At 74.1% G+C, this 20,694-nt stretch carries 19 protein-coding genes; 5 read left to right on the forward strand and 14 right to left on the reverse strand.

Annotation, left to right across the window (positions count from 1 at the left end):
* Positions 1–42: 42 nt before the first annotated feature.
* Complete coding sequence (locus tag QSK03_RS03050; RefSeq protein ID WP_285648475.1) at positions 43–648, reverse strand: hypothetical protein; 606 nt, start codon at positions 646–648, stop codon at positions 43–45.
* Positions 645–1,550 (reverse strand): cation diffusion facilitator family transporter, encoded by a 906-nt coding sequence (locus QSK03_RS03055; RefSeq protein WP_285648476.1) that lies wholly within the window; start codon positions 1,548–1,550, stop codon positions 645–647. The genes QSK03_RS03050 and QSK03_RS03055 overlap by 4 nt, the downstream gene beginning before the upstream one ends.
* Before the next feature lie 161 nt (positions 1,551–1,711).
* Here QSK03_RS03055 and QSK03_RS03060 point away from each other — a divergent pair, with 161 nt between their 5' ends.
* Complete coding sequence (locus QSK03_RS03060) at positions 1,712–3,862, forward strand: bifunctional lysylphosphatidylglycerol flippase/synthetase MprF (RefSeq protein WP_285648477.1); 2,151 nt, start codon at positions 1,712–1,714, stop codon at positions 3,860–3,862.
* 10 nt (positions 3,863–3,872) lie between these two features.
* A complete protein-coding gene (locus tag QSK03_RS03065; protein WP_285648478.1) occupies positions 3,873–4,100 on the forward strand; it encodes a DUF2630 family protein in 228 nt (75 codons plus the stop codon).
* Between the two features lies 1 nt (position 4,101).
* On the opposite strand, the gene QSK03_RS03070 is transcribed toward QSK03_RS03065, so the two are convergent.
* The 6 genes from QSK03_RS03070 to QSK03_RS03095 all read right to left on the reverse strand — a co-directional run bounded on the left by QSK03_RS03070 (position 4,102) and on the right by QSK03_RS03095 (position 9,685).
* On the reverse strand, positions 4,102–4,485 hold the full coding sequence (locus QSK03_RS03070) for a nuclear transport factor 2 family protein (protein ID WP_285648479.1): 384 nt from the start codon (positions 4,483–4,485) through the stop codon (positions 4,102–4,104).
* 95 nt (positions 4,486–4,580) lie between these two features.
* Complete coding sequence (locus QSK03_RS03075; protein ID WP_285648480.1) at positions 4,581–6,134, reverse strand: amidase; 1,554 nt, start codon at positions 6,132–6,134, stop codon at positions 4,581–4,583.
* Positions 6,135–6,227: 93 nt separating this feature from the next.
* On the reverse strand, positions 6,228–7,925 hold the full coding sequence (locus QSK03_RS03080; protein ID WP_285648481.1) for an MFS transporter: 1,698 nt from the start codon (positions 7,923–7,925) through the stop codon (positions 6,228–6,230).
* 40 nt (positions 7,926–7,965) lie between these two features.
* Positions 7,966–8,634 (reverse strand): TMEM175 family protein, encoded by a 669-nt coding sequence (locus QSK03_RS03085; RefSeq protein WP_285648482.1) that lies wholly within the window; start codon positions 8,632–8,634, stop codon positions 7,966–7,968.
* Positions 8,634–9,260, reverse strand: a complete 627-nt coding sequence (locus tag QSK03_RS03090) for a histidine phosphatase family protein (RefSeq protein ID WP_285648483.1) — start codon at positions 9,258–9,260, stop codon at positions 8,634–8,636. Before QSK03_RS03090 ends, QSK03_RS03085 begins: the two co-directional genes overlap by 1 nt.
* The gene (locus tag QSK03_RS03095) at positions 9,257–9,685 is read right to left on the reverse strand and encodes an HIT family protein (protein WP_285648484.1); all 429 of its coding nucleotides are present in this window, start codon (positions 9,683–9,685) and stop codon (positions 9,257–9,259) included. Before QSK03_RS03095 ends, QSK03_RS03090 begins: the two co-directional genes overlap by 4 nt.
* A gap of 95 nt (positions 9,686–9,780) precedes the next feature.
* Between QSK03_RS03095 and glgX the strand changes: the two genes are divergently transcribed.
* From glgX to nhaA, 3 genes are read left to right on the forward strand one after another with little or no spacing between them, the layout of a single operon-like run.
* Positions 9,781–12,003 (forward strand): glycogen debranching protein GlgX, encoded by a 2,223-nt coding sequence (gene glgX / locus QSK03_RS03100; protein WP_285648485.1) that lies wholly within the window; start codon positions 9,781–9,783, stop codon positions 12,001–12,003.
* Positions 12,000–14,384, forward strand: coding sequence for a malto-oligosyltrehalose synthase (gene treY / locus QSK03_RS03105; RefSeq protein ID WP_285648486.1), 2,385 nt, complete (start codon positions 12,000–12,002; stop codon positions 14,382–14,384). The genes glgX and treY overlap by 4 nt, the downstream gene beginning before the upstream one ends.
* 19 nt (positions 14,385–14,403) lie before the next feature.
* Positions 14,404–16,269 (forward strand): Na+/H+ antiporter NhaA, encoded by a 1,866-nt coding sequence (nhaA, locus tag QSK03_RS03110; RefSeq protein WP_285648487.1) that lies wholly within the window; start codon positions 14,404–14,406, stop codon positions 16,267–16,269.
* On the opposite strand, the gene QSK03_RS03115 is transcribed toward nhaA, so the two are convergent.
* From QSK03_RS03115 to QSK03_RS03140, 6 genes are all read right to left on the reverse strand, one after another.
* A complete protein-coding gene (locus QSK03_RS03115; RefSeq protein WP_285648488.1) occupies positions 16,253–16,642 on the reverse strand; it encodes a VOC family protein in 390 nt (129 codons plus the stop codon). The two genes, nhaA and QSK03_RS03115, sit on opposite strands and share 17 nt — an antisense overlap.
* Positions 16,643–16,685: 43 nt before the next feature.
* On the reverse strand, positions 16,686–17,558 hold the full coding sequence (locus QSK03_RS03120) for a ferric reductase-like transmembrane domain-containing protein (protein ID WP_285648489.1): 873 nt from the start codon (positions 17,556–17,558) through the stop codon (positions 16,686–16,688).
* A gap of 13 nt (positions 17,559–17,571) precedes the next feature.
* The gene (locus tag QSK03_RS03125; RefSeq protein WP_285648490.1) at positions 17,572–17,751 is read right to left on the reverse strand and encodes a hypothetical protein; all 180 of its coding nucleotides are present in this window, start codon (positions 17,749–17,751) and stop codon (positions 17,572–17,574) included.
* 143 nt (positions 17,752–17,894) lie between these two features.
* Positions 17,895–18,692: an alpha/beta fold hydrolase gene (locus QSK03_RS03130; RefSeq protein WP_285648491.1), complete on the reverse strand. Its 798-nt coding sequence runs from the start codon at positions 18,690–18,692 to the stop codon at positions 17,895–17,897.
* Between the two features lie 105 nt (positions 18,693–18,797).
* On the reverse strand, positions 18,798–19,793 hold the full coding sequence (locus tag QSK03_RS03135; protein ID WP_285648492.1) for an aldo/keto reductase: 996 nt from the start codon (positions 19,791–19,793) through the stop codon (positions 18,798–18,800).
* 137 nt (positions 19,794–19,930) lie between these two features.
* Complete coding sequence (locus QSK03_RS03140) at positions 19,931–20,671, reverse strand: hypothetical protein (RefSeq protein ID WP_285648493.1); 741 nt, start codon at positions 20,669–20,671, stop codon at positions 19,931–19,933.
* Positions 20,672–20,694 lie beyond the last annotated feature (23 nt).

A 20,694-nucleotide genomic window follows, 5' to 3' on the forward strand; every position in this document is an offset into this window, starting at 1 on the left:
GACGCGAAGCGCACGAAAGCTCACCTGTCCGGCGGTGAGCTGTCACTCGGTCGGCGCAGCCTCCCGCAGGCGCACCTCCACCGGCATCGCGAGGAGCGCGTCGAGCGCCTTGCTGCGCCGCTTGACCGGCAGCCGGGCGAAGAACAGCGAGTCCAGCGGGTACCAGAGCCCGACCCAGGCGATGACGAGGAAGACGCCGTTGCCCAGGAGCTCCTGGAAGAACTCCGGGACGTCCGGCGCCAGGAAGTCGGTGGAGAAGAGCAGGCCCACGAGGAACAGCGGGATGCCCGGGCGCAGTGACGCGACGCCGAGGCGCCGCATGACGTCCTGTTCCCGCTCGTCGCCCTCGATGCCGCGGCGGCACCAGCGGCGCAGGGCCGTGGTGAGCCGCGCCGTGACGGCCTCGAGGTCCTCCGCCGTGCCCGCGGGCAGCGTGAGCACCACGCGGTCGCCGCGCCGCGACTGGCGCCGGCGCGCCAGGACCTCGTCGAGCAGCTCCTGGGCCCCCGGGACGATCCGCGCGTCGTCGCCGTCGGGCTCGAGCAGCGCGGCCGGGTCGACCGTCAGCAGGTCCTCGGGCCGGCGCAGGTGCACGACCAGGTCGCGGCGCACCGTCCTGTCGGCCGTGGTCCCCACCTCGGGGCTCACAGCGCCCACCGCCGCTCGGTCGTGAACGCGACGACCACCGAGCGCTCGAACCCGAGCGCCGCGAGCCGGTCGTGCAGGGCCTGCCGGACCACGTCCCCGTCGGCCACCGTCCGCACCGTCGATCCCTCCCCCACCACGTAGTCCACCTCCACGTCGACCCGACCCCCGACCTTCGAGGCCCGCAGGAACGACTCCGCGAGCCCGAACTGCTCGCGCACCTCCTCGACGGCCGCGGTCAGCGCCGCCTGGGTCTCGGCGGGCGGGGACATCTCGAGGATCTCCCGCATCCCGCCGCCGACCAATCGGGCGGGCACCCGCAGGAACGCCAGCGACACGATGACCACCATCGCCGGGTCGACGTACGCGGCGAGGTCGGGGCGACCGGAGGCGACGAGCACCGCCGCGATCACGAACCCGACCAGCACGCCGACCGAGAGCAGGGTGTCGCCGAGCCACTCGGCCGCCTCGGCCCGGACGAGGTCGGAGCGACCGCCGCGGCGCATGAGGACCGTGACGACGATCCCGGCGGCCGTCGCGACGACGGCGTAGGCCAGGGCCCAGCCGGTGGAGACCTCGCGGCCGCCGGCGAGCAGGTCGGCCACCGCACCGACGACCGCGTAGACGCAGAGCGCCCCGAGCGCGACGGCCTTGACCACCACGACGACGGGCTCCCAGATCTCCCGGCCCCACGGGTAGCGGTCGTCGGCGCCGCGCTGCGAGGTGCGCAGGGCGAGCACGGCCAGCATCGAGAGCCCGATGCTCGCGAACGAGTAGAGGCCGTCGAAGACGATCATCGACGAGCCGCTCAGCACGCCCCACACCGACGAGAGCACGGCGAAGGCACCCGACGCCCACACCGAGAGCAGGAGCAGTCGCCGGTCCCGGTCGACGGTGTCCACCACGCAGATGATCGTGGTCGACGCGGGCGGCCACGTCGAGACGATCGATCACCCGGAGGATTGTCTCGGGGCGTCCGACATCGGACACTTTCCTCGTCACTCACCCTTTCAGCCGCATCCTGCGACCATCCGGTCGCGATCCGTGACGTCCGAGGAGATCGTCCATGACGGTGACCGCCCGTCCGGAACCGACCGAGGCCGGGGACGACCCCCGCGGGCGCGCGGCGGTGACGGTCACGCGCGCGCTGGCGACGGCGCGGCGCCGGCCCGTCACCGCGGTGACGGTGCTGCTGCTCCTCGTCGCGGGGTGCGTGACCGGCGGCTTCTGGAGCCCGCTCGCCGACCGCCCCTGGGCCTCCGGGCTCGCGACCGGGGTCCCGGCGCTCGCCGCGGGGCACTGGTGGACGCCGCTGTCGGCGGGCCTCGTCGGCGCGCACCCGGCGGGTGCGCTGGTCGGGCTCGTCCTCGCCGCGGTCGGGCTCGGCTGGGCCGAGGGGCGGATCGGGTCCCGGCGGACGCTGGCCGTGCTCGTGATCGCCCAGCTCGCCGGCCTCCTCGTCGCGGTCGGCCTCGTCGCCGCCCTCGCCGCCACCGGCTGGGCCTGGGCCGTCGCGCTGGCCGGCGCCCTGACCGGCGGGATCACCACCGGCATGCTCGCCGTCCTGGCCGTCGCGTCGGCCACGCTCGCCGCGCCGTGGCGGCTGCGGCTGCGCCTCGTGCTCGTCGGCGTCGTGGCCGTCGGGCTGCTCTTCCTCGGCAGCCTCGCCGACACCGCCCATGCGCTCGTGCTCGTCGTGGCGCTCCCGCTCGGCCGGCGCGTCGCGGGCGCCGGCCCTGCCCCCACGGGCCGCCCGGGCCGCCGCGAATTCCGCCTGGTCGCCGCGGCCGGCCTCGTCGTCATCGCCGTCATCCGGGTGCTGACGCTCCTGGTGCCGGTCGTCGGGCCGCTGGGCGACACGGCGTCCGACTCGACGGTCGTCGAGACCCTCGTGTCCGTCGTGATCTCGCTGCTGCTCGCCGAGGGCCTGCGCCGCGGGCGCCGGCCGGCGTGGGTCGTCGGTCTCGTCCTCGGCGTGTTCTACCTGCTGCTCGGCCTGCTGGTGATCGTCGCGGTGGCGTACGCGCAGGCCACGGGCCAGTCCGACCAGATCGAGCTCGTCGGCCTCGCGGTCTTCGTGCCGAACGCCGTGCTGTGGTCGGCGCTGCTCGTGTGGCTCGTGGTCGGCCGGCACGCGTTCGCCGTCCCGTCCCGCCGGCGGCTGCGGCGCCGGGCGCGGGGTTCCGCCGCGACCGGACCCGAGGTCGCCCGGGCGGCGCTGCACCGGTACGGCGGCTCGACCATCTCGTGGATGGCGACGTGGCCGGAGAACCGGTACCTCGAGCACGCCGACGGCGTGACCGCCTACCGGGTGCACGCGGGCGTGGCGGTGGCCCTGGGCGACCCGATCGTGGCGCCGGCGGAGCGCACCGCCGCGCTCGGGGACTTCCGCGCGCTGGCCGAGCGCTCCGGGTGGGTGCCGTGCCTCTTCTCCACCACCGAGGCGCTCGCCGACGACTCCCGCGCCGCGGGCTGGCGCGCGCTGCAGGTCGCCGAGGACACCCTCATCGACCTCGAGGGTCTCGAGTTCAAGGGCAAGCCCTGGCAGAACGTGCGCAGCGCGTTCAACCGGGCGGGCAAGGCGGGGATCGAGCACCGGATGGTGCACCTCGCCGAGGAGCCCCGCTCCGTCGTCGCCCAGGTCCGCGCGATCTCCGAGGAGTGGGTGGGCGACAAGGGCCTGCCGGAGATGGGCTTCACGCTCGGCGGCGTCGAGGAGGCGCTCGACCCGGAGGTGCGCACCGGCCTCGCCGTCGACGCGGAGGGCACCGTGCACGGCGTCACCTCATGGCTGCCGGTGTACGGGGCAGATGACGTCGTCGTCGGCTGGACCCTGGACGTCATGCGACGGCGCCAGGACGGCTTCCGCGCCGTCGTCGAGTACCTCATCGCCTCGGCGTGCCTGACCTTCCAGGCCGAGGGCGCCTCGTACCTCTCGCTCTCCGGCGCCCCGCTGGCCCGCACCGGGGACTCGGACGACGGAGTCGAGGGCGAGCACGTCCTGGACCGCGTCCTGGACCGCATGGGCGAGCTGCTCGAGCCCTACTACGGCTTCCGGTCGCTGCACACGTTCAAGGCCAAGTTCCAGCCGCGCTACGCGCCGATGTTCCTGGTCTACCGCGACGAGGCCGACCTGCCCCGCGTCGGCGTCGGGATCGGGCGCGCCTACCTGCCCGACGCCCGTGTGCGCGATCTCGTGGCGCTGGTGCGGAGCTAGGCTCGTGCGCATGGCCGACGACGAGACCCTGTCGAGGATCCACTCCCTCGTGGACGAGGAGCACCAGCTGCGGGCGCACGGCGAGGCGATCGACGACGACGACCGCGCGCGCCTGGAGCAGATCCAGCGCCAGCTCGACCAGTGCTGGGACGTGCTGCGGCGCCACCGCGCCGGCCGCGACTTCGGCGGCGACCCGGGTGAGGCGACCGAGAAGCAGGTGCACGACTACCTGCAGTAGGTCAGCGGAAGGGCGCCTCGAGGTCCAGGGTCGCCGCCATCCGCACCACCACCCCGTCCCGGACGGTGAACACGTCGGCGACGTCGACGGCGTTCGCCGTGCCGTCGAGCAGCGTGCCCTCGACGTGGTGGATCACCACGACGTCGCCGCCGGCGACGCTCGCCCGGCGCTGCGAACGCATCTCCCGCCAGCTCTCCCGGGAGGCGCGCAGGTACTCCGCCACCGCCGCCGGCCCGCGCCGCTCCCCGCCCATCGGGAACTCGTCGGGCTCGATCCACACGATCTCGGGGTGCATGTGGGCCACCGCGGCGTCGATGTCGCCCCGTTCCCAGGCCGCGTAGGCCCCCAGCACCAGCGCCACGTCGTCCTCGCCCGCCGTCGTCATACCCCGGGACGCTAGGGGCGCTCCGCCGCGGCCCGCGCCGGTGTTCGCGCAGGGCAGAGCGCTGCTGACACTCCGGGAGATCGTCGTGGAGAGCCTCAGCCGGCGGCCACCGCGCCCGCCGCGACCGGCGGCGACGGGAAGCCACCGACCGCCTGCTCGAAGTGGTGGGCGACGCGCAGGCAGGTGAGGTCGTCGAAGTGCCGGCCGACGATCATCATCCCGACCGGGAGCCCGTCGACCGGGGACGCCGGGACCGAGGTCGCGGGGTGGCCGGTGACGTCGGTGGGCGCGGTGTTCACGATCATCTCGAGCGCCCGGGCCACGCTCTCCTCCACCGGCGCGTCGTCCGCGATGATCGCCGAGGGGACGATCGGCACCGTCGGCATGACCAGCACGTCGTACTGCGCGAGCGCCGCGTCGTACCCCGCGCGGGCGGCCGGGACGAGGTTGCGGGCCATCGCGTAGTGCCGGCCGTGCTCGCGCGCGAGCGTGTGGCGCCCCGCCATCGCGATCATCTTCACGGTGTCGGAGAACAGGTGGCCGCGCTCGGCGCGCAGGCGGCCGTAGTGCGCGATCAGCTCCGGGTCGTAGAGCCCGTCCCAGTTCAGCCCGTAGCCGTTGCCCTCGATCATCTGGGCGACGACGCCGTCGGTCGCGACGACGCTCCACACCGCGAGCGCGTCCCGGTGCCAGGGCACCGAGACCTCCTCGACGGCGAGGCCGGCGCCCGCGAGCACGTCGACCGCTGCGCGCACGCTCGCGTCGACGCCGGGCTGCGAGAGCCCGGCGTGCCCGAAGCCCTCGGTGACGACGCCGACCCGCAGGCCCTCGGCGCCGCGCCCGATCCCGGCGAGGTAGTCGACCGGCTCGATCACGTCGGGCTGGCGCGGGTCGTGGCCGTCGGGGCCGGCCATGATCCCCAGGCAGAGCGCCGCGTCGGAGACCGTGCGGGTCATCGGGCCGAGGTGGTCGATCGTCGCCTCGATGGGGAAGGCGCCGGTGTAGGGCACGAGCCCGTAGGTGGGCTTGTGGCCGACGATCCCGCTCATCGCGGCGGGCATGCGCACCGAGCCGCCCTGGTCGCCGCCGGTGGCGACGTCGACCTCGCCCGCGGCGAGCAGCGCGGCGCTCCCGCTGGACGAGCCGCCGGTGATGCGGGTCGGGTCCCAGGGGTTGCGCACCGGTCCGGACACCGAGGTGTGGCTCGAGCCCGAGAAGCACAGGTCCTCGCACACGGACTTGCCGGTGACCGTCGCGCCCGCGTCGAGCAGGCGCGTCACCACGGTCGCGTCGCGGGCGGGGACGAAGCCGTCGACCAGGTGGGAGCCGTTGGCCATCGGCACGCCGGCGACGGCGGTGTTGTCCTTCACCGCCATCGTGCGCCCGGCGAGCGGGCCCTCGGCCGCGCCCTCGACACGGCAGCGGACGTACCAGGCGCCCCACCGGTTCTCGCCCTCGGCGGGCCACGACCACGGGCGGTCCGGGGCGGCGGGTGCGTGCTCGGCCCAGAGCTGCTCGACCCGGTCGTAGGCCCCGAGCGACCCCGCGACCAGCGGGCCGTAGGCCGCGAGCGCGGCGGCGTCGAGGCCGAGGCGGTCGCGCTCGGCGAGGGCGGCGAGCTCTGCGGGCGTGGGTGGCGTGACGGGCACGGCGTCTCCTCGGTGTCTCGCGGACCGCGGGCGGGACGCCTCACGGTAGGGAGCACGGCGGCCCCGTGGGTCACGAGCGGGTGACGGTGGCGGTCAGCCGGACGCCCGTCGGGCCCGTTCGGTCGACGACGCCAGCCGCGCAGGTCGCACCGGGTGACGTGCGGGCGCCGCGGGCTCGTCCAGGAGGTCCAGACCCGGCTGGTCGGGCTCGGTGCCCCACGCCGACTCGGGGACCTCGGCCGCGGCGACGTCCGTGTCCGGTGGCGGCGGGCGCCGCACGAGCCAGGCGGACGTCACCGCCCCGACGACCGACAGGACGGTCACCGCCAGGAAGGCCACGGCGTAGCCCTGGTCCGAGGCGTGGCGGGCGGCGTCGAGGTACTCGGCGACCCGCGGATCGAAGGTGCGGGGCACCAGTCCCGTCTGCTGCGCGTCGGCCAGCGCGTCACGGAGCTCGCTCCCGGTCTCGGCCGTCAGGGGCGGGAGCCCTCGGGCCGCGACCCCGTCGGTGAGCGACGAGAGATAGGTCAGGTGGAACACGGCGTAGAGGAGGGCGATCCCGACCGCGCCGCCGCCCTGCTCCGCCGTGGCGGACACCCCGGAGGCCTGCCCGTGGTCGCGCTCGGGCACCGTGTCGAGGCTGACCGGGTCGTTGACGGTGAGCACGACAGCGAGCCCGACGCCGTAGACCACGAGACCCGGCAACAACCACCAGAAGTCGTTGGTCGAGATGCCGAGCGCGAGCAGCACCCCGGAGACGGCCAGCAGCACGAAGCCCACGACCAGGGGCGGGCGGCCGCCGGCCTTGTCGTACCAGCCGCCCACCAGCGGGGCGATCACGACCATGGGCACGGTGGTCGACAGCAGGGCGAGCCCGGCCAGCGCGGGATCCATCTCGAGGTTGAGCACGAGCACGAGCGGCAGGATCAGCCCGAGACCCATCTCGGCCATCCCGGCCAGCCCCTGGGAGATCGTCGCCCCGCGGTAGTCGGCGCTCGTGGACAGCAGGCGCAGGTCGAGCAGCGGGTCGGCGATGCGCCGCTCCCGCCGGACGAAGAGCACGGCCGCGACGACGGCGACGACCAGGGAGACGACCACGTCCGGGGCGGTCCAGCCGTCGGTCGTCGTCTGGGCGAGGCCGAACACGAGCCCGACGAGCACCAGTCCGAGGAGCGCGGCGCCGGGCAGGTCGACGTGCTGGCCCTTCTGGCGCGGCCCGTCCGCCGGGACGGACCGCAGGGTCGCCCACAACGTCACGACGAGCAGCGGCAGGTTGATCAGCAGGACCGCGCGCCAGCTGATCGCCGAGGTCAGCACGCCGCCGATGGTCGGGCCGAGCGCGCCCGCGGTCGCCGCGATCCCGCCCATGAGCCCGAGGGCCCGGCCGCGCTCCCGGGCGTCGAACGTGCTCGACAGGATCGCGACGGTCGCCGGCAGCATCAGCGCGCCGCCCGCGCCCTGGCAGACCCGTGCCGCGAGCAGGACCGGGAAGTCCGGGGCCGCGCCGCCGACCGCCGAGGCCCCGGCGAAGACGACGGAGCCGAGGAGGAACACGCGGCGGCGCCCGAGGAGGTCGCCGAGACGTCCGCCGAGCACCAGCAGGCCCGCCAGGGGCAGCAGGCTGGCGGTGAGCACCCACTGCACGAGCAGCGAGCTCACGCGGAAGTCCTGGGCGATGTCGGGCAGTGCCAGGGGCACCGCCGTCTGGTCCACGAGGATCATCGCGTTGGCGAGGGTCATCGCGGCGAGGACCGTGCGCTGCGCCGCACGACCCGTCGTCGACGTGGTCATGGGGCGAGCGTCGTCCACCGCCGCGGGGCGGACAAGACCGTCATCGCCCCGTCGTGCGGTTCAGCCGGCGGTCGACCACGGGGCCGAGGAGCCGCTCGAGGGGGTTCGTCGCGAGGAGCAGCAGCAGCGGCCAGTAGCCCCACTGGGGCGCCACCAGCGTCACGAGGAAGACCACGAGGAACAGCGAGGCCGTGCTGCCGGTGGCGATGTGGCGCGGCGCGGCGGGATCCGCGTCGGTGCGCGACCGCCGGACCATCACGGTCATGACCGAGAGCAGCGCGCTGCTGACGAACAGCGTCAGCACGTAGAACCGCAGCGTGAACGGGTCGTCCTCGAACGCCCCGACCATCTCGGTGGGGAACGGCAGCACCACGATCGTGAACAGCCAGGCCGTGTTGACCCACACGAGGCGCGAGCTGACCCGCTCGGCGGCGTTGAACACCCGGTGGTGCGCGGCCCAGAACCGCCCGATGACGACGAAGCTCAGGACGAAGCTGCCGATCGGCGCGAGGTTCTCGGTGATCACGCTCAGGCCCGACCGCCCCGCCTCGCCCGCCTCGGGGACGAGCTCGGCCAGCGGGAGGATCAGCAGCGTCAGGGCGATCGCGACGACGCCGTCGCTGAAGGCCAGCAGCCGTTCGGGGCCGAGCCAGCCGACGTCGTCGGGACGGTCCGGGCCGGTCGTGGGGCCGGTCGCGGGGTCGCTCATCAGAGGATCTCCGCGACGTGCTGGGTCTCGTTGACCGCGCTGACCCGGCGGGTCCCCGACCGCGAGACCAGCACTCGCGTCACCGAGGTGTGGTGCAGGGGGAACACCAGCGGGCGGTCGATCCCGAGGATCCCCGTGACGTAGGTGTTGATCACCCCGGCGTGGCACACGACGACGGCGGTCGCCCGCGGGTCCTGGCGGGCCGCCACCGCGTCGAGGGCGGCGGCGACCCGCGCCGCGAAGGCGGCCCCGTCGACGTAGGAGGGGTAGACCCCGGCGCGGATGCTGCGCCAGTCCTCGTCGGCCTCGTCACGCAGGTGCACCGGGCGGTAGCTCGCCCGGCCGCGGTCGAACTCGCAGAGGTCCTCGACCGCGGCCGGCTCGGCCACGCCGAGCAGGCGCACCGCCGGGGCCGCCGTCTCCTTCGCCCGTCGCATGGTCGAGGTGACGACCTCGGTGACGTCCGCCCGCTCGGGCGCGGCCGCGAGCCAGGTGGCGAACCGGTCGGCCTGCTCGTGTCCGCGGTCCGAGAGCCCCGGGTCGGCGCCGACACCCTCATCGGGGGCGCCGGGCTCCACGGTGGCCGCGAGGGGCTCGCCGTGGCGGACCAGCAGCAGCTGCGTCACGCGTCCGGGACCGCGGACCCGTGGCCCGCGGCGCGCAGCCCGGCGCGGATCGACTCCGCGTGCCGGTCCATCTCCCCCGCGTCCGGGTCGCTGTCGGCCTGCGAGAAGTCGAACGCCTCGAGGCCCCACGCCGGGTGGACGTGAACGTGGAGGTGCGGGACCTCGAACCCGGCGATCATCAGCGCCACGCGCGGCGGGGAGAAGGTGTCCCGGATCACCGACCCGATCGCCTTCGCGACCGTGAGGACGTGGTCGAAGAGACCGTCCGGGGCGTCGAGCCACTGGTCGACCTCCTCCCGGGGGACGACCAGCACGTGGCCGGGCCCCAAGGGGTTGATCGACAGGAACGCCACCACCTGGTCGTCCGACCAGACGAAGCGCCCCGGCAGCTCGCCGTTGATGATCTTGGTGAAGACCGTGGCCACGGCGGCGATCGTAACGGCGCCCGTATCCTCGCCGTGCCGGTCGGGCACCCCCGCCCGTGTCCACCGACGGTCTCCCACTCCCCGGAGGAAGCTCGATGCAGCCCTGGCCCGGCACGTCCTACCCCCTGGGCGCGACCTACGACGGGGCGGGGACCAACTTCTCGCTGTTCAGCGAGGTCGCCGAGGGCGTCGACCTGTGCCTGTTCGACGACGCCGGGCGCGAGACGGTCGTCCCGCTGCCCGAGCGCGACGGCTTCGTCTGGCACGGGTACCTGCCCGGCGTCGTGCCCGGCCAGCGCTACGGCTACCGGGTCCGCGGACCGTACGAGCCCGACCAGGGCTTGCGGTGCAACAGCCACAAGTTGCTCATCGACCCATACGCGAAGGCGGTCGACGGCACGCTCGGCACCACCTACGCGTGGGACGAGGCGCTGTTCGGCTACCACTTCGACGACCCCGACGAGGTCAACCACGACGACTCGGCCCAGCACGTGCCGAAGTCCGTGGTGATCAACCCGTTCTTCGACTGGCATGACGACCGCCCGCCGCGCACGCCGTACCACGACACCGTGATCTACGAGGCGCACGTCAAGGGGCTCACGCAGCTGCACCCCGAGGTGCCCGAGGAGATGCGCGGGACCTACTCCGGGGTCGCCCACCCGGCCGTCATCGCCCACCTGCAGCGCCTGGGCATCACGGCGATCGAGCTCATGCCGGTGCACCAGTTCGTGCACGACGACGCCCTGGTCCAGCGCGAGCTGCGCAACTACTGGGGCTACAACACGATCGCCTTCTTCGCCCCGCACTACGGCTACGCGACGCCGTCGATCACGGGCGCGCCGGCGCCCGGGGCGCACGTGCAGGAGTTCAAGGCGATGGTGCGCGACCTGCACGCGGCCGGCATCGAGGTGATCCTCGACGTCGTCTACAACCACACCGCCGAGGGCAACCACCAGGGCCCGACGCTGTCGATGCGCGGCGCGGACAACCAGGCCTACTACCGCCTCGTCGACGACGACCCGCAGTACTACATGGACTACACGGGCACCGGCAACTCGCTCAACGTCCGGCACCCGCACACGCTGCAGCTGATCATGGACTCGCTGCGGTACTGGGTCACCGAGATGCACGTGGACGGCTTCCGGTTCGACCTGGCCGCGACCCTGGCCCGCGAGTTCTACGACGTCGACCGGCTCTCGACCTTCTTCGACCTCGTCCAGCAAGACCCGGTGATCTCGCAGGTCAAGCTGATCGCCGAGCCGTGGGACGTCGGCCCCGGCGGCTACCAGGTGGGCAACTTCCCGCCCGGCTGGACCGAGTGGAACGGCAAGTACCGCGACACCGTCCGCGACTTCTGGCGCGGCACCCCGGGCACGCTCGGGGAGTTCGGGTCGCGGCTCACGGGTTCGTCGGATCTGTACCAGGACGACGGGCGCCGCCCCTACGCGTCGGTCAACTTCGTCACCGCGCACGACGGGTTCACCCTCACCGACCTCGTCTCCTACAACGACAAGCACAACGAGGCCAACGGCGAGGGCGGCCAGGACGGCGCCGACGACAACCGCTCCTGGAACCACGGGGTCGAGGGGCCCACCGACGACGCGGCGGTCAACGAGCTGCGGCACCGGCAGCGGCGCAACTTCCTCGCGACGCTGTTCCTGTCCCAGGGCGTGCCGATGCTGCTGCACGGGGACGAGATCGGCCGCACGCAGTACGGCAACAACAACGGCTACTGCCAGGACTCCACGATCTCGTGGATGGAGTGGTCGCCGGAGAAGGCCGACTCCGAGCTCATGGACTACACGGGGAAGGTCGCCGAGCTGCGCGCCTCGCACCCCGTGTTCCGGCGGCGGCGGTTCTTCAACGGCCGCCCGATCCGGCCGGCCGCGGGGGCCCCCACCGACGAGGTCCAGCGCGACATCGCCTGGTTCACCTCCTCGGGCGAGGAGATGGGCGACGCCGACTGGGAGTCCGGCGAGGCGGCCGTGCTGACCGTGTTCCTCAACGGCGACGGCATCCTCGAGAGCGACGCCCGCGGCCAGCGGGTGGTCGACGACAGCTTCATGATGATCTTCAACGCGCACCACGAGGACGTCGACGTCACCGTGCCCGGCGAGGGCTTCCCCCACCGCTGGGCGACGGTCCTCGACACCACCACCGGCGAGGTGGTCGTGGGCACCGCGCGGACCACGCAGACCTGGAACACGCCGTCCCTGCCCGACGACGTGGCCGACCACGTCGGCGGCGACGTCCTGCAGGTCGCGTCCCGCTCGATGATGCTGCTGCAGCGCACCGACCTCGCGGAGCACTCCGCATGACAGCCGCGGAGCGCAGCGGAGCCGGCGCATCGACCGGAGTCCCTCCGTCGACCTACCGGCTCCAGCTCTCCCCCGCCCAGCCCTTCGCGGCGGCCCGCGGGCTCGTCGGCTACCTCGACGCGCTCGGCGTCGGGGCCCTGTACTGCTCGCCGATCCTGCAGGCCGCGCCCGGGTCGACCCACGGCTACGACGTCGTCGACCCGACGCACGCGAACGACGAGCTCGGCGGCGAGGAGGGGCGGCGCGAGCTCGTCGCCGCGCTGCGGGCGGCCGGGCTCGGCGTGCTCGTCGACCTCGTGCCCAACCACATGGGCGTCGCGGCGCCCGCGGCGAACCCGTCGTGGTGGTCGCTGCTGCGGGACGGACCGGACTCGGAGTACGCGTCCTGGTACGACGCCGACCTGATGGATCTCACCGCCAGGCCGCTGCTGATCCCGGTGCTCGGGTCGCCCGAGGACACCGCGGCGCTGGAGATCGTCGACGGCGAGCTCCGCTACTACGAGCACCGCTACCCGATCGCGCCGGGCACCGAGGGCGGTACGCCGCAGGAGGTCCACGAGCGCCAGCACTACCGGCTCGTGCACTGGCGTCGCGGCAACGCCGAGCTGACCTACCGGCGCTTCTTCGACGTCTCCGACCTCGCCGCCGTGCGGGTCGACGACCCGGCCGTCTTCGACGCCACCCACGCCGAGGTGCTGCGCTGGCGGGCCGCGGGCGAGATCGACGGCCTGCGCATCGACCACCCGGACGGCCTCTCGGCACCGGGCGCGTACCTGCGCCGGCTGCGCGCCGCCCTCGGCGACGAGGCGTGGCTGCTGGTCGAGAAGATCCTCGGCCCCGGCGAGGTGCTGCCGCTGTCGTGGCCCGTCGACGGCACCACCGGCTACGAGGCGCTGCGCGAGGTCCAGGGCCTGTTCGTCGACCCCCGCGGCGAGGCGCTGGTCGACGCCGTGGCCGCCGAGCACACCGGCGTCCGGGAGGGCCTCGCCCCCACCGAGCACGCGGCCCGCCGTCTCGTCACCGACGAGATCCTGGTCGCCGAGGTCCGCCGGATCGCCGCGCTGGTGCCGGGCGGGGGCGACTCGCATCCCGACGAGCAGAAGGTCCGCGACGCGGTCGCCGAGCTGCTGTGCTCGTTCCCCGTCTACCGCTCCTACCTGCCCGAGGGGCGCGCCGACCTCGACCGGGCGGTCGACACCGCGGCGGCCGCGCGCCCGGAGCTCGCGGACACGGTCCGCGCGATCCACGCCGCGATGCTCGCCGACCCCGGCGGGCTGCTCGCCCAGCGGGTCGAGCAGACCAGCGGGATGGTCACCGCGAAGGGCGTCGAGGACACCACGTTCTACCGGTGGAACCGCTTCGTCGCGCTCAACGAGGTCGGCGGGGCCCCCGACCGCTTCGGGGTCTCCCCCGCCGAGTTCCACGCCCGGGCGGCGGCGCGCGAGGCGGCGACGCCCGCCACGATGACCACGCTGTCGACGCACGACACCAAGCGCTCCGAGGACGTCCGCGCACGGCTCGCCGTGCTCTCCGAGCTCACCGCCGACTGGGGCGCGTTCCTGCGCTCGGCCGCGGCGCGGCACCCACTGCCGTCGCCGTCGCTGGAGCTGCTCGCCTGGCAGTCGGTGCTCGGGGCGTGGCCGATCTCCGCCGAGCGCCTGTCGGGCTACCTGCTCAAGGCGGCCAAGGAGGCGAAGCTCGTCACCGCCCACGTGGACGCGGTGCCCGAGGTCGACGAGGCCGTCGCGGCCTGGCCGGACCGGGTGCTGGGCGACGACGCGGCCGTGGCGGAGATCGAGGCCTTCGTCGCCCGGCTCGACGCCCCCGGCCGCGCCAACGCGCTGGGCCAGAAGCTGCTCCAACTCGCCGGCCCCGGTGTCCCCGACGTCTACCAGGGCACCGAGTGCTTCGAGTACTCGCTCGTCGACCCGGACAACCGACGTCCCGTCGACTTCGACGCGCGCCGCCGGCTGCTCGAGCGCCTCGACGGCGGCTGGGTCCCCTCGATCGACGCCGGCGACCCCGACGAGGTGGCCGCCACCAAGCTCGCCGTCGTCTCCGGGGCCCTGCGCCTGCGCCGCTTCCGGCCCGAGCTCTTCAGCGGCTACGCGCCCCTGCCGGCCGCCGGGGTCGCCGCCGACCACGCGGTGGCCTTCGCCCGGGGCGGGCCGGCCGGCCGCGAGCGGCTCGTCGCCGTCGCCACCCGGCTGCCGGTCGGGCTGGCGGCCGCGGGCGGCTGGCGTGACACCGTCCTGCCGCTGCCCGGGGGCACGTCCGACTGGACCGACGTGATCACCGGCCGGCCCGTCGAGGGGTCCGCGCCCGCCCTGTCGCGTGTGCTCGATCGCTACCCGGTGGCACTGCTCGTCCGTCCTGCTTGAATCCTGCTTGGATCGGGGCATGGCCGACGTCACGGACAGCCGTCCCCGCTGGCACGGCGTCCTCGAGCGGATCGCGGCGGCCCGGAAGGGTGACGCGAGCGAGTCGCTCGCCGCGGTGTTCGTGCTCGGCGCGACGGTCCTCGCGCTGCTCTGGGCGAACTCGCCGTGGGCGTGGACCTACGACGCGTTCTGGCACACCCCGGTCGGGATCTCGGTCGGCGGGGCGTCGATCGACCTCGACCTCCAGCACTGGGTCAACGACGGGCTCATGGCGCTGTTCTTCTTCGTCATCGGGCTGGAGGTCAAGCGCGAGTTCGCGCTGGGCGAGCTGCGGGACCGCTCGAAGGCCGCGGTCCCGCTCGCGGCCGCGCTGGCCGGGCTCGCCCTGCCCGCGGTGCTGTTCCTGCTGCTCAACCCGTCGGGCGAGGCGGCGTCGGCGTGGGGGGTGGTGATCTCGACCGACACAGCATTCCTGCTCGGGGCGCTGGCGGTCATCGGGCCGGGTCGCGCCGAGCGCCTGCGGATCTTCCTGCTGACGCTCGCCGTCGCCGACGACGTCGGCGCGCTGGCGATCATCGCGCTCGTCTACACCGACGAGGTGCACGTCGTCCCGCTGATCGTCGCGGTCGGCGGGCTCCTGCTCATCTGGCAGCTGCGCCGGCTGCGCGTGTGGCGCGGCGGCGGGTACCTCGTCGTCTCGCTGGTCACCTGGGTGGCGTTCTACGAGTCCGGGGTGCACGCGACGCTGACCGGGGTGCTGATCGCCCTGTTGCTGCCCGTCTACCCGCCCAAGCGTCACGAGGTGGAACGGGCGGCGGCGCTGGCCCGCGCGTTCCGCCAGTCGCCCAACCCGGAGTACGCCCGCAGCGCCCGGCTGGGGCTCGAGCGGGCGGTGTCGGTCAACGAGCGCCTCATGCGGCTCTGGCAGCCGTACACGGCGTTCATCATCGTGCCGGTGTTCGCCCTGGCCAACGCGGGCGTCCCCCTGACCGGCGAGGTCCTGCGCGCGGCCGCGACCTCGCCGCTGACCTGGGGCATCGTGCTCGGCCTCGTCCTCGGCAAGTTCGTGGGGATCACCGGCGCGACGGCGGTGCTCGCGCGGCTGCGGCCCGGCAGCCTCGCGCCCGGGCTGACGATGCCGCAGGTCGCGGGCGGCGCGGCGCTCTCCGGCATCGGCTTCACGATCTCGCTGTTCATCGTCGACCTGGCGCTGCCCGACCCGCTGCTCGCCGACGAGGCCCGCGTCGGGGTCCTGCTCGCCTCCGTGGTCGCGCTGGCGCTCGGCGCCGTGGTGTTCCGGGCCGGCCGGTCCTCGCTGCCCGAGGAGCCGTCGCACGACCTGCTCCGCGCCGTGGACCCGCGCCGCGACCACGTCCGCGGACCGGTCGACGCGCCGCTGACGATCGTCGAGTACGGCGACTTCGAGTGCCCGTTCTGCGGCAAGGCCACCGGCAACATCCGCCAGGTCCGCGAGCACTTCGGCGACGGGATGCGCTACGTCTTCCGCCACTTCCCGCTCTCCGACACCCATCCGCACGCCCGGCTGGCCGCCGAGGTCGCCGAGGCGGCCGCACAGCAGGGCCGGTTCTGGGAGGTCCACGACACGTTCTTCGCGCACGCCGACGCCCTCGAGCGCGACGACCTCCTGGGCTACTGCGCCGACCTCGGCCTGGACCTCGACCGCATCGAGGACGACCTGCGCGACGGCGACGCCGCGAACCGCGTCACCGACGACGAGATCGACGCCCGCAGCAGCGATCTGCCCGGGACGCCGACGTTCTACCTCGGCGTCGGCGACGAGGTGCCGCAGCGCCACATCGGGCCGTACGACGCCGCCACCCTCATCGCCGCGCTCGAGCGGATGCGGGTCAGCTCTTCGCGCTGAGCAGCTGGACGAGGTTGCCCTGGGTGTCGTCGAGGACGGCGACGATCGCCGGGCCGATGTCGGTCGGCGGCTGGGTGAACGTGACGCCCAGCTCCGTCAGGCGCTCGTACTCGGCGGCGACGTCGTCGACGGCGAACTGGGCCTGCGGGATGCCGTCGGCCGCCAGCGCGTCCCGGAAGGGCTTCACCGCCGGGTGGCCGGCGGGCTCGAGCAGCAGCTCGGGGCCGTCGGGGTCCTCGGGCGAGGCGACGGTCAGCCAGGAGTCGTCGCCGAGGGGGATGTCGTGGCGCTTCGTGAACCCCAGGACGTCGGTGTAGAAGGCCAGCGCGGCCCGCTGGTCGTCGACGAACAGGCTGGTCAGGCGGATTCTCACTCAGGTGTCCTTCCCGGCGGGGGCCGGCGTCCGGTGTCGGGGGTCAGCGGCGGCGGGGCCGCGGCGGGAGGGCGACGGTCGGCGCCTCGGGGCCGCCGAGGGTCTCGGTGCGGGCGTCGGGGTCCGGTGCGTCCGGTGCGGCGTCCGGTCCGCGGTCCTGTTCATGCTTCCGGACCGCGTGGCGTCCGGGGGGCGCCGGGCGCGGGACGACACGCATCTCCTGGACCGCGGGCCGGGGCGCCGGCGGGTCGGGGGCGGGATGCGGGACGGCTCCCGGGGCGGGCTCCTCCACCCGGACGATCGGCTGCGAGCCCGTGGCGTGGTCCGCGGCGCGCTGCGCCTCGGCGGGGTCCGTGCGGCCGCGCTCGGCGAGCGGGAGCGCGGCGCGGCGGCGGGCGGTGCGCCGGTAGAGCAGCGCCCACACCACCAGACCGAGCGCGAGCAGCGGGACCAGCAGCGTCCACCACGTGCCGCCGCGGAACGAGGCGTTGGCGACGGCGTGGGCGATCGCCACCGGGAAGCACACGTACGACGTCCAGTGCACGACCAGCCACGCGCGCTTGGTCAGGTAGCGCCGGAGGCTCGAGGAGATCACCACCGCGAGCAGCAGGTCGAGCGCGACGGCGCCGAGCGCGGCGGGCACCGGGTTGTAGAGGGCGGTGCCGGGTACGAGGACGTCGAACCACCGCAGCGGCAGGTAGGGCGAGATCAGCACGGTGACGACGTGCAGCACGACGAACACCACGGTGATCAGCGAGAGGTTCCGGTGCAGGGCCACGAGCACGAAGCGCGGCAGGGCCTGCCCGGCGAGGCGGCTCAGCGAGGTGTTGTGCAGCGCGCCGAGGGCGAGGACGACGCCCATGAGCAGGAGGGCGACGAGGCCGAGCGCCCGCGAGACGTTCCAGAGCTCGATCATCGACGGCCGGCGCTCAGCGGTACTCGGCCGTGGTGACCCGCGGGACGTCGGCGGCGGTCGACGTCTCGGAGATCCCCGCGTGCAGCGCCACCACCAGCACCGCGGCGCCGACGGTGATCCACGCGGTCAGCTCGACGATCGTGCGCTTGTTCTGCTCGTGCTGGGCGGCCTTCGCGCTGCGGCGGCTGGGCACCGGCGTCTCCCTCCGTCCGCTCCAGGATGGACGATCGCGGAGTGTGACCCGGGTCAGGGGTCGACGTGACACGCCGCCCCGGCCGCCTCGAGCGGTTACTGGCTGGTATCCCTCGCCAGGCGAGGGATACCAGCCAGTAACCCTCACGGGAGGTGGCGGGCGAGCACCTCGCCGACCATCGCCGGCGCGGTCTGGAGCGCGGCGTGGCCCTGGCCGGGCAGCTCAACGACCTCGGCGTCGGGCAGGGTCGCAGCGACCGCCCCGGTCGAGGCCCGCAGGTGTCCGGGGCTCTGCTCGCCGAGCAGCATGAGGGTGCGCAGGCGCACGTCGCGCAGCCCGTCCGTCCCGAGCGGCAGGCGCAGCAGCTCGCGCCCTTCGCGTGGCCACGCCCGGACGTTGACCAGTCGCTCGGCCCAGGACGGCGCCCGCTTCATGCCCGCCACGGCCTCGGCCGGCATCCCCACCAGCTGCGTCAGCCCGATCTCGACGGCGCCCTCGGCGTCGCCGGCGGCCAGCCGGGCGTCCATCGCGTCGAGGATCGGGGTGTCGTCCGGGCGCCCCGGCAGCGGCCACGGCGGCTCGTAGACGACGAGCGACGCCGCCGGGAGGTCGAGCGTGGCCGCACCGAGGAGGCACAGCGCGCCGGACGAGTGCGCGGCGAACACGGCCTCGCCGTCGAACCACCGGGCGAGGGCGTGGAGGTCCTCGTACTCCCGTTCGAAGGAGTACGGCGCCGTGTCCCCGGAGTCGCCCTTGCCGCGCCGGTCGGCGAGCCACACGGCGTACCGGCCGTCCAGTGCGGCGGCGGCCTCGGCCCAGATCCGGCGCCCGTTCGTGCCGCCCGGCACGGTGACCATCGGGCGCGGCCCCTCGGTGACCTGCTCGAGCGCGATGGGCGTGCCGTCGGGTGACGTGACGTGGTGCGGCGGTGGCGCGGACATGAGGACCCCCCGGGTGGTGACTGGTGCGCCGCAGTGTGCGGCCCCGGGCCGCGGAGGGACCAGGGTCGGTGCTCCCGGGTCGACCGGGAGCACCACCCCGGACGCTCAGGCCAGCAGCGTGGCGTCGGCCGGTGAGAGCCGGTCGGTGATCGTGTTCTGCTGGTGCCAGTACGGGTAGAGCAGCGGCGTCGCGCTGACCTCGTCGAGGCGGCGGACCTCGTCGTCGGTGAGCGCGAGCTCGGCCGCGGCGAGGTTGTCGGTCAGCTGCTCCTCGGTCCGGGCGCCGATCACCAGCGAGGTGACCCCCGGCTTGCGCAGCAGCCACGCGTTCGCGACCTGCGCGACCGAGACGCCGTGGGCGTCGCCGATCTCCGCGGCGACCTCGATGATGTCGTAGAGACGCTCCCGGTCGTGCACCGGCGGCTCGGACCACTCACCGAGGTGGCGCGAGGTCTCCGGGTCGTCCTGGCCGCGCCGGAACTTGCCCGAGAGCAGGCCGCCCGCGATCGGGCTCCAGACGAGGATGCCGAGGCCCTGGTCGATCGAGACCGGCACCAGCTCGTTCTCCGCCTCGCGCGCCTGCAGCGTGTAGTGGATCTGCTGGGAGACGAAGGGCTGGTAGGACTCGCGCTCGGCGACCCCGAGCGCCTTCATGATGTGCCAGGCCGAGTAGTTCGAGCAGCCGATGTAGCGGATCTTGCCCTTGCTCACGAGGGTGTCCAGGGCCTCGAGCGTCTCCTCGAGCGGCGTGACGCCGTCCCACCCGTGGAGCTGGTAGAGGTCGATGTGCTGGGCGTCCAGCCGGCGCAGGCTGCCCTCGACGCTGCGCACGATGTGCTGGCGCGAGGCGCCGGCGTCGTTGGGGTCGTCGCTCATCGGGAAGCGGCACTTGGTGGCGAGCAGCAGGTCGTCGCGGTGGTTCTTCGTCGCCTGGCCGACGATCTCCTCCGACGCCCCGGCGGAGTACATGTCCGCGGTGTCGACGAGGTTCACGCCGTGGTCGACGCAGAGGTCGATCTGGCGGGTGGCACCCTCGACGTCGGTGTCGCCGAGGGAGGCGAACCCGCCCTTGCCGCCGAAGGTCATCGTGCCCATCGTCATCGTCGAGACCTTCAGGCCCGACCGTCCGAGTGTGCGGCACTCCATGTCCGTCGAGTGCCCGCGTCGACACGAGCCGGAACGTGACGTGAGCGGAGGGCCCCCTCGCTCGAGGGGACCCTCCGCCCGGATCGGCGGCGTCAGCGGCGCGTGAGGTCCGGACGCACGGCCAGCAGGAGGCCGAGGACGGTGTAGCCGACGAGGAAGTGCACTCCGGCGACGACCGAGCCCACGGCCTGACCGAAGATCATCATGGACGGCACCGCGACGAGCACCCAGGTCTCGGCGACCACGGGCCACGCCCGCAGCGCGCCCCGCCAGCGGCCGGCGACGGCCACCTTGATGCCGAGGACCGCCATGCCGAGCATCGACAGCGGCCAGAAGGGGTCGAGCACCGTGGCGACGGTGCTCCACTCGCCGCCCAGCGCCGGCAAGGTGGTGACCGACTGGACCGTCGCGATCCCCAGGACCACCGACTCCACGACGATCATGGCGCGGGCGAGGCGGGTGGTGCCGGCGGCGTCCGTGCGCCACATCGCGGCAAGCAGGCAGAACACCCCGAGCTGGAACGCGATGCCGGTGGCGTCGATGAGGAAGGCGCCGGTCCCGCTCTCCGCGGTGCCGAAGAGCATGAAGGTGATCCCGTAGACCGCGGCGCCGGCGGCCAGGCCGGCACCCAGGAGACGGAGTCGGCCGGTGCCCGGCGACACCGGCGCCGCGGCGGGCACCGGGGTGGTGGGAGGAGCGGCTTCGGTGCGGACGCGGGCGGGGGTGGTGCGGACGGTCGTCATGGCGGGCTCCCGGGTGAAGCGGTCGATGGGGCGGGTGCCGATCGGGCGGCGCGTGCCGTGGTGGCGTGCGGGGTGGTCGGTCGGCGTCATGGCGAGGACTCTGCGGCGCCGCC

The organism is Actinomycetospora sp. NBRC 106375 (assembly GCF_030269665.1).
Taxonomy (GTDB): domain Bacteria; phylum Actinomycetota; class Actinomycetes; order Mycobacteriales; family Pseudonocardiaceae; genus Actinomycetospora.

What these genes read in the sequence shown, in the direction of transcription:
- QSK03_RS03060 (WP_285648477.1), top strand. Translation starts at nt 1,712, where the DNA reads ATGACGGTGACCGCCCGTCCGGAACCGACCGAGGCCGGGGACGACCCC.
- QSK03_RS03085 (WP_285648482.1), bottom strand. Translation starts at nt 8,634, where the DNA reads ATGAGCGACCCCGCGACCGGCCCCACGACCGGCCCGGACCGTCCCGAC.
- glgX (WP_285648485.1), top strand. Translation starts at nt 9,781, where the DNA reads ATGCAGCCCTGGCCCGGCACGTCCTACCCCCTGGGCGCGACCTACGAC.
- QSK03_RS03070 (WP_285648479.1), bottom strand. Translation starts at nt 4,485, where the DNA reads ATGACGACGGCGGGCGAGGACGACGTGGCGCTGGTGCTGGGGGCCTAC.
- QSK03_RS03080 (WP_285648481.1), bottom strand. Translation starts at nt 7,925, where the DNA reads ATGACCACGTCGACGACGGGTCGTGCGGCGCAGCGCACGGTCCTCGCC.
- QSK03_RS03135 (WP_285648492.1), bottom strand. Translation starts at nt 19,793, where the DNA reads ATGACGATGGGCACGATGACCTTCGGCGGCAAGGGCGGGTTCGCCTCC.
- nhaA (WP_285648487.1), top strand. Translation starts at nt 14,404, where the DNA reads ATGGCCGACGTCACGGACAGCCGTCCCCGCTGGCACGGCGTCCTCGAG.
- QSK03_RS03140 (WP_285648493.1), bottom strand. Translation starts at nt 20,671, where the DNA reads ATGACGCCGACCGACCACCCCGCACGCCACCACGGCACGCGCCGCCCG.
- treY (WP_285648486.1), top strand. Translation starts at nt 12,000, where the DNA reads ATGACAGCCGCGGAGCGCAGCGGAGCCGGCGCATCGACCGGAGTCCCT.
- QSK03_RS03120 (WP_285648489.1), bottom strand. Translation starts at nt 17,558, where the DNA reads ATGATCGAGCTCTGGAACGTCTCGCGGGCGCTCGGCCTCGTCGCCCTC.
- QSK03_RS03065 (WP_285648478.1), top strand. Translation starts at nt 3,873, where the DNA reads ATGGCCGACGACGAGACCCTGTCGAGGATCCACTCCCTCGTGGACGAG.
- QSK03_RS03130 (WP_285648491.1), bottom strand. Translation starts at nt 18,692, where the DNA reads ATGTCCGCGCCACCGCCGCACCACGTCACGTCACCCGACGGCACGCCC.